Origin of the sequence: Nostoc cf. edaphicum LEGE 07299, assembly GCF_015207245.1 — a bacterium.
In the GTDB taxonomy this organism is placed as follows: Bacteria; Cyanobacteriota; Cyanobacteriia; order Cyanobacteriales; family Nostocaceae; genus Nostoc; species Nostoc edaphicum_B.
The window spans coordinates 1-6,240 of the sequence record NZ_JADEXF010000238.1 but is presented as its reverse complement, the minus strand read 5'-3'; the positions used below and the strand labels follow the sequence as shown (position 1 = coordinate 6,240).

The 6,240-nt window shown below is 44.6% G+C and carries 7 protein-coding genes, 1 pseudogene and 1 riboswitch; of the genes and pseudogenes, 3 read left to right on the top strand and 5 right to left on the bottom strand.

What is annotated here, in order from left to right; genetic code table 11:
- Positions 1–872: WD40 repeat domain-containing protein (locus IQ229_RS09250; protein ID WP_194043093.1), on the top strand; the 872-nt coding region annotated here is incomplete at its 5' end.
- Between the two features lie 200 nt (positions 873–1,072).
- Here IQ229_RS09250 and IQ229_RS09245 read toward each other — a convergent pair.
- The 3 genes from IQ229_RS09245 to IQ229_RS09235 all read right to left on the bottom strand — a co-directional run bounded on the left by IQ229_RS09245 (position 1,073) and on the right by IQ229_RS09235 (position 2,860).
- Positions 1,073–1,261, bottom strand: coding sequence for a hypothetical protein (locus tag IQ229_RS09245; RefSeq protein WP_194043091.1), 189 nt, complete (start codon positions 1,259–1,261; stop codon positions 1,073–1,075).
- A 60-nt stretch (positions 1,262–1,321) separates the two neighbouring features.
- On the bottom strand, positions 1,322–2,029 hold the full coding sequence (locus tag IQ229_RS09240; protein ID WP_194043089.1) for a Uma2 family endonuclease: 708 nt from the start codon (positions 2,027–2,029) through the stop codon (positions 1,322–1,324).
- A gap of 63 nt (positions 2,030–2,092) precedes the next feature.
- Positions 2,093–2,860, bottom strand: a complete 768-nt coding sequence (locus IQ229_RS09235; protein ID WP_194043087.1) for a Uma2 family endonuclease — start codon at positions 2,858–2,860, stop codon at positions 2,093–2,095.
- Positions 2,861–3,041: 181 nt separating this feature from the next.
- Between IQ229_RS09235 and IQ229_RS24980 the strand changes: the two are divergent.
- Positions 3,042–4,274 (top strand): annotated as a pseudogene (locus IQ229_RS24980) (excinuclease ABC subunit UvrA); the annotation flags it as partial.
- A 545-nt stretch (positions 4,275–4,819) separates the two neighbouring features.
- Here IQ229_RS24980 and IQ229_RS24975 read toward each other — a convergent pair.
- Entirely contained in the window at positions 4,820–5,023 is a 204-nt protein-coding gene (locus IQ229_RS24975; protein WP_457852501.1) for a hypothetical protein, read from the bottom strand.
- 429 nt (positions 5,024–5,452) lie between these two features.
- Positions 5,453–5,599: riboswitch (Lysine riboswitch) on the top strand.
- 1 nt (position 5,600) lies between these two features.
- Between IQ229_RS24975 and IQ229_RS24970 the strand changes: the two genes are divergently transcribed.
- Entirely contained in the window at positions 5,601–5,930 is a 330-nt protein-coding gene (locus IQ229_RS24970) for a hypothetical protein (RefSeq protein ID WP_457852500.1), read from the top strand.
- A 76-nt stretch (positions 5,931–6,006) separates the two neighbouring features.
- Here the strand turns inward: IQ229_RS24970 and IQ229_RS09225 are convergent.
- Positions 6,007–6,240, bottom strand: a 234-nt coding sequence (locus IQ229_RS09225) for an HNH endonuclease (RefSeq protein WP_194043083.1), incomplete at its 5' end; no start/stop codon positions are given.

Sequence of the window (6,240 nt, the reverse complement as noted above, 5' to 3'; positions counted from 1 at the left end):
ACACCATCAAATTGTGGAATCGGGAGACAGGCAAAGAAATTACCACCCTGAGTGGGCATAACGATAAGGTCATCAGCATCGTCTTCAGCCCGGATGGCAAAACTTTAGCTTCCGCAAGTTATGACAACACCATCAAATTGTGGAATCGGGAGACAGGCAAAGAAATTACCACCCTGAGTGGGCATAGCGCTCCGGTGATCAGCGTCGTCTTCAGCCCGGATGGCAAAACTTTAGCTTCCGCAAGTTATGACAAAACCATCAAATTGTGGAATCGGGAGACAGGCAAAGAAATTACCACCCTGAGTGGGCATAGCGCTCCGGTGCTCAGCGTCGTCCTCAGCCCGGATGGCAAAACTTTAGCTTCCGCAAGCTTTGACAACACCATCAAGTTGTGGAATCTCGACACAGGCAAAGAAATTACCACCCTGAGTGGGCATAGCGCTCCGGTCAACAGCGTCGTCTTCAGCCCGGATGGCAAAACTTTAGCTTCCGCCAGTGCTGACAACACCATCAAATTGTGGAATCGGGAGACAGGCAAAGAAATTACCACCCTAAGTGGGCATAGCAGTTTGATCAACAGCATCGTCTTCAGCCCGGATGGCAAAACTTTAGCTTCCGCAAGTCTTGACAACACCATCAAATTGTGGAATCGGGACACAGGCAAAGAAATTACCACCCTGAGAGGGCATAGCAGTTTTGTCAACAGCGTCGTCTTCAGTCCGGATGGCAAAACTTTAGCTTCCGCCAGTCGGGACAACACCATCAAATTGTGGAATCTGAATCTTGATGATTTATTAGCACAGGGTTGCAGTTGGCTTAAGGGTTATTTGGCTACCCATCCTAATGCGGCTAAGGTGTGTCCAAGGGAGTAGAGATGAGGGAGATGTGGTTCGACTTCGCTCACCAACCGGGGAAATGAGAGAGTTATAGCGAGTTAATATTCAAAAAGAGCGATCGCTTGGTAAATTAGAGATGCGTAGGCGAAGCCCATCGAAGATATCGCAGTTTAAAACCTAATTTTTGTAGTGATTCTCAGCTTAAATGTAGAGTAAAAAGGCGATCGCTTGGTAAATTAGAGATGCGATCGCAGTTCTGAACTCGGTGTTTCAAGTTCCGAACACCAATGACCAAGCAAAAAGGTCGAAGTTCCGAGTTCCGAACACCAATGAATGAGCAAAAAGGTGGAAGTTCCCAGTTCCGAACACGAATCGCCGAGCAAAAAGGTGGAAGTTCCCAGTTCCGAACACCAATGAATGAGCAAAAAGGCTGAAGTTCCGAGTTCTGAACACGAATGACCGAGCAAAAAGGTCGAAGTTCCGAGTTAAACCTCCGGTTCCACTCCCAGCGCTTTTAACTGAGCAGCTAATCTCTCTGCACGTTGCCGTTCTTTTGCTGCTAACTCCAAACCCCACAGTAATAGTTCGCCGTTGTCATTCCACCAACGTAACCAATAACCTATGCGATTTTCTCGGCTGCCTTGCCATACGCCTAAAAATAAGTTCATTTCGGCAATCCAGTGACGATTATTTGCATCTGGTGTTTGCAGTTCATAATTTCCTAAATTATCTCGCCGATAAACTTCTAACACTCCCCCTTCTGGTTCAAAAATGGCATAGTTTGGCACTTGTAAAATCTGCTCATAATAAAACCATTTACCTGGGGGATAGGTCGGTTTACTCGAATACTCTCCACCTTCGGTATCTGAGAGAAATTCCATCACAATTACCGGAATATCACCTTGAAGTCGTGGCGTATAACTGCGCTTCACTTCTTCTCGTGAGACTCGAATAGATGGTACATATCCCCAATCTGGCGCTTTGACCACAAATCGATTATTCAAGTTGGCGCAGATACCGTAGTTAGTGATGGTTAAAGCATCGGCGGGTAATCTGCCAGCAAGTTCCAAGCTTTCTGTTAAAGCAGCAGCCAAGAGTGGCTGATTAATGTTATCCACTGGCTCGTTGTCTAAAACAAAATCATCAGGTAACTTTTCCCAAGTGACATTATGGGTGGCTGCATTGACTAGCATGATCGGAATATCTCAAGTACAAATTCAATTTCTAATGACCCGATTAAAAAATTGCATACCGCGTTACTCCTGAGCAAGGGTTCGCACTTCTTCCACTGACAATCCCAAAGCTTGGGCAATCTGTTCAATGCTCAAATTCATTTGCAATAATCGGGGTATGGCATCTCTTCTGGCTTGTTCTGCAAGTTCCGCCCGTTGTCGTTCTTGTTCAGCCCTTTGCCGTTCTTGTTCAGCCCGTTGCCTTTCTTGCTCGGCGTTGCGAGAAATTTCTGTATAAGTTAAAAACCGTTCTCCATCAGGGCGATATAGCTGCAAACCCTCTGGTAATGGAGCAAACCGAATTTTTAACCGAGGACTCACCCAATCTCCCATTTGGGGGATGACATCTAAACCGTCTTCGCCACGCAACCAACCGCACAAATTATTGCGATCGGGATCGTAAATGTAGTACTCTTCCACCCCATAGCGATCGTAGAACAATAATTTCTTGTCCATCTCAGTTTGGGTGTTGCTGGGAGAAAGAATCTCAAACACCACTTGCGGTGCAATTCCCTGCTCTTTCCATTGTTGGTAGCATAAGCGATCGCCTTTTGGTCTACCCAATACCACCATCACATCTGGGGCGTTAACGATTTTGTTACGTCCCTCTACGGGATACCAAAATAAATCTCCCGCGACAAATACATTTGGATCGTCGGCAAATAGCCAATCTAAATTCTGCTTAATTTCTACAATCCAGCCAAACTGTATGGTATTATTAGCCACTGGTTGTCCGTCACTATCTCGGTAGATGACCTCTGGCTGGGTCGGCGGTTGGATTTGCGATACCATAGCTTCGCCCTCAGAAGGATTTAAATCGGGATGCTTCCAAATTAGCAGACTCTTAAGGATATCTGCGCCATGAATCTGGAATGATAACTAACTAAAACAGTACGATTGTTCTACTATAAACTGATTAAAGATAGTATTATTAAGGACTGTTTCATAAGAAACTCCCTCTTTGCCGCCCAATATGTCAGACAAACAGCTAGCAGCATCCTTGAATGGACATCTTCCGTACCCCAGCCACAACAGCCAGAATACCATTCGGATTCGGGGTGCTAGGCAGCATAATCTGAAAAATATTGACTTGGAATTGCCACGCGATCGCCTAATCGTATTCACTGGCGTTTCTGGTTCTGGTAAGTCTTCCCTAGCCTTTGATACCATTTTCGCTGAAGGGCAACGTCGCTATGTGGAATCCCTCAGCGCCTACGCACGGCAATTTTTAGGACAACTGGATAAGCCGGATGTCGAAGCCATTGAAGGCTTAAGTCCAGCAATTTCTATTGACCAAAAGTCAACCTCTCATAACCCCCGTTCCACTGTCGGTACGGTGACAGAGATTTACGACTATTTACGACTGTTATTTGGTCGCGCTGGCGAACCCCATTGTCCGATATGCGATCGCTGTATTGCCCCTCAGACAATCGATGAGATGTGCGATCGCATCATGGAATTACCAGATCGCACCCGCTTCCAAATTCTTGCACCCGTTGTCCGGGGAAAGAAGGGCACACACCGTAAGCTTTTGTCAAGTCTGGCATCCCAAGGTTTTGTGCGCGTGCGGATCAATGGCGAGATCCGCGAACTGTCAGATTCCATTGAATTGGATAAAAATTTTACCCACACCATCGAAGTGGTAATTGACCGCTTGGTGAAAAAGGCTGATATTCAGGAGCGTTTGGTTGATTCCCTGTCTACGTGTCTCAAGCAATCGGGTGGGATTGCGGCGATTCTGGTGAGTCTGCTTGGTGACGATGGACAAGAAAAAGAAGAAGAGTTAGTCTTTTCGGAAAACTTTGCCTGTCCAGAACATGGCGCGGTAATGGAGGAACTATCACCACGATTGTTCTCGTTTAACTCGCCTTATGGTGCTTGTCCGCACTGTCACGGTATCGGGACTTTAAGAAGATTTGCGCCAGACTTGATCGTACCCGACTGGGAAGCGCCAGTTTACGCTGCGATCGCGCCTTGGTCAGAAAAAGATAATTCTTATTATTTGGAATTACTCTATAGTGTAGGGCAGATTTATGGATTTGAGTTACAGACAAATTGGGGCAAGCTGACAGAAGAACAGCAGCAAATTCTTCTGTATGGCGAGAAAGATGAACGAGCCGCAGAAGCTCAAAGAAAGCAGAGTTTTAAAGGTGCTATTCCAATTTTGCAACGGCAGTATGAAGGTGGTTCAGAATTAATTAAGCAAAAATTAGAGCAGTATTTAATCGATCAACCGTGCGAGGTTTGTAAAGGAAAACGGTTAAAACCAGAAGCCTTGGCGGTGAAGTTGGGACAATATGGGATTTTAGAATTGACTACCGTATCAATTCGAGATTGTCGGGAGAGAATTGAGCAATTTAAGTTGAGCGATCGCCAGTTACAAATTGCTGATTTAGTCCTGAGAGAAATCAAAGCAAGATTGCAATTCTTGTTAGATGTAGGTTTAGATTACCTCACCCTTGACCGTCCCGCCATGACTCTTTCCGGTGGCGAAGCCCAACGAATTCGTCTAGCAACACAAATTGGTTCTGGATTAACGGGAGTTCTCTACGTTTTAGATGAACCGAGTATTGGTTTGCATCAACGAGATAATGGCAGGTTGCTCAAAACCTTAACAAAATTGCGCGATTTGGGTAATACATTAATTGTGGTTGAACACGATGAAGAAACTATTCGCGCAGCCAACCACATTGTTGATATTGGCCCTGGTGCAGGAATTCACGGCGGAAATATTATCGCCCAAGGTGATTTTCAGGCGTTGTTAGCAGCAGAAGATTCCTTGACAGGTGCATATTTATCAGGAAGGCGAGTAATTACCACACCAGCAGAACGCCGAGAAGGGAATGGGCGCAGTTTGGGAATTAAAAATGCCCATCGCAACAATTTACAAAACATAGATGTAGACATTCCGCTAGGTAAACTCGTCTCGATCACTGGTGTGTCTGGTTCTGGCAAATCTACCCTGATTAACGAATTACTATATCCATCTCTGCAACACCATTTAACTAAGAAAGTTCCCTTACCGAGACATTTGGATAAAATTCAGGGATTAAACGCGATTGATAAAGCGATCGTTATCGATCAATCTCCCATTGGACGCACACCACGTTCCAACCCTGCAACTTACACAGGAATTTTCGATGCCATTCGGGATGTATTTTCCCAAACAGTAGAAGCCAAAGCTAGGGGTTACAAACCTGGACAATTTTCCTTCAACGTTAAAGGTGGACGTTGCGAAGCTTGTAGCGGACAGGGTGTAAATGTTATTGAAATGAACTTTCTCCCGGATGTCTACGTGCAATGCGAAATTTGTAAAGGTGCAAGATACAACCGCGAAACTTTGCAGGTGAAGTACAAAGATAAGTCGATTTCTGATGTATTGAGAATGACAGTTGAGGAAAGTTTAGACTTTTTCCAGAATATACCGAAAGCGATCGCGCGTTTGCAAACTTTATTTGATGTCGGCTTGGGTTATGTCCAACTAGGACAACCTGCCACTACTTTATCAGGTGGTGAAGCGCAACGGGTAAAATTGGCGACAGAACTATCTCGACGCGCCACAGGTAAGACACTTTATTTAATAGATGAACCGACAACAGGGTTATCTTTTTACGATGTCCACAAATTGTTAGATGTGTTGCAACGATTGGTAGATAAAGGTAATTCAATATTAGTAATTGAACACAACTTAGATGTAATTCGTTGTTCTGATTGGGTGATAGATTTGGGACCAGAAGGTGGCGACAAAGGCGGACAATTGATCGCTGTAGGGACACCAGAGGAGGTTGCAAAAAATCCCAGGTCTTATACTGGGCAATATTTAAAGCAGGTGTTGAAACAGTATCCGGCTATGAAGAAGTAGTAGGATGGTTTAGTGAAAGCTAGCGCATCCTACTACCCCACCACCATATCTAATTTCATACTTGTTTTTAAAATATTCAATTTTTGTATGTTGTATTACAGTATGGATGAGTCAACTGTGCATTTTCTAAAGTCCCTAGACCACCATCAGCTTTTCTCTTGATATGATCTATAGAGTTAAGACGAGTAGGGAGACAGCCACCACAGATTTTACATCGTGGAGAACCAGGTAAAGCATCTCTGATAAAAGCTGCTGCTTTTGTCTCTCGTGAAAATTCTTTAGTTTGGGTATCGCTTGTATTACTTTTAGT

Coding starts and splice junctions, on each gene's coding strand:
- IQ229_RS09240 (WP_194043089.1), bottom strand. CDS start 2,029: ATGCTAGTCAATGCAGCCACCCATAATGTCACTTGGGAAAAGTTACCT.
- IQ229_RS09235 (WP_194043087.1), bottom strand. CDS start 2,860: ATGGTATCGCAAATCCAACCGCCGACCCAGCCAGAGGTCATCTACCGA.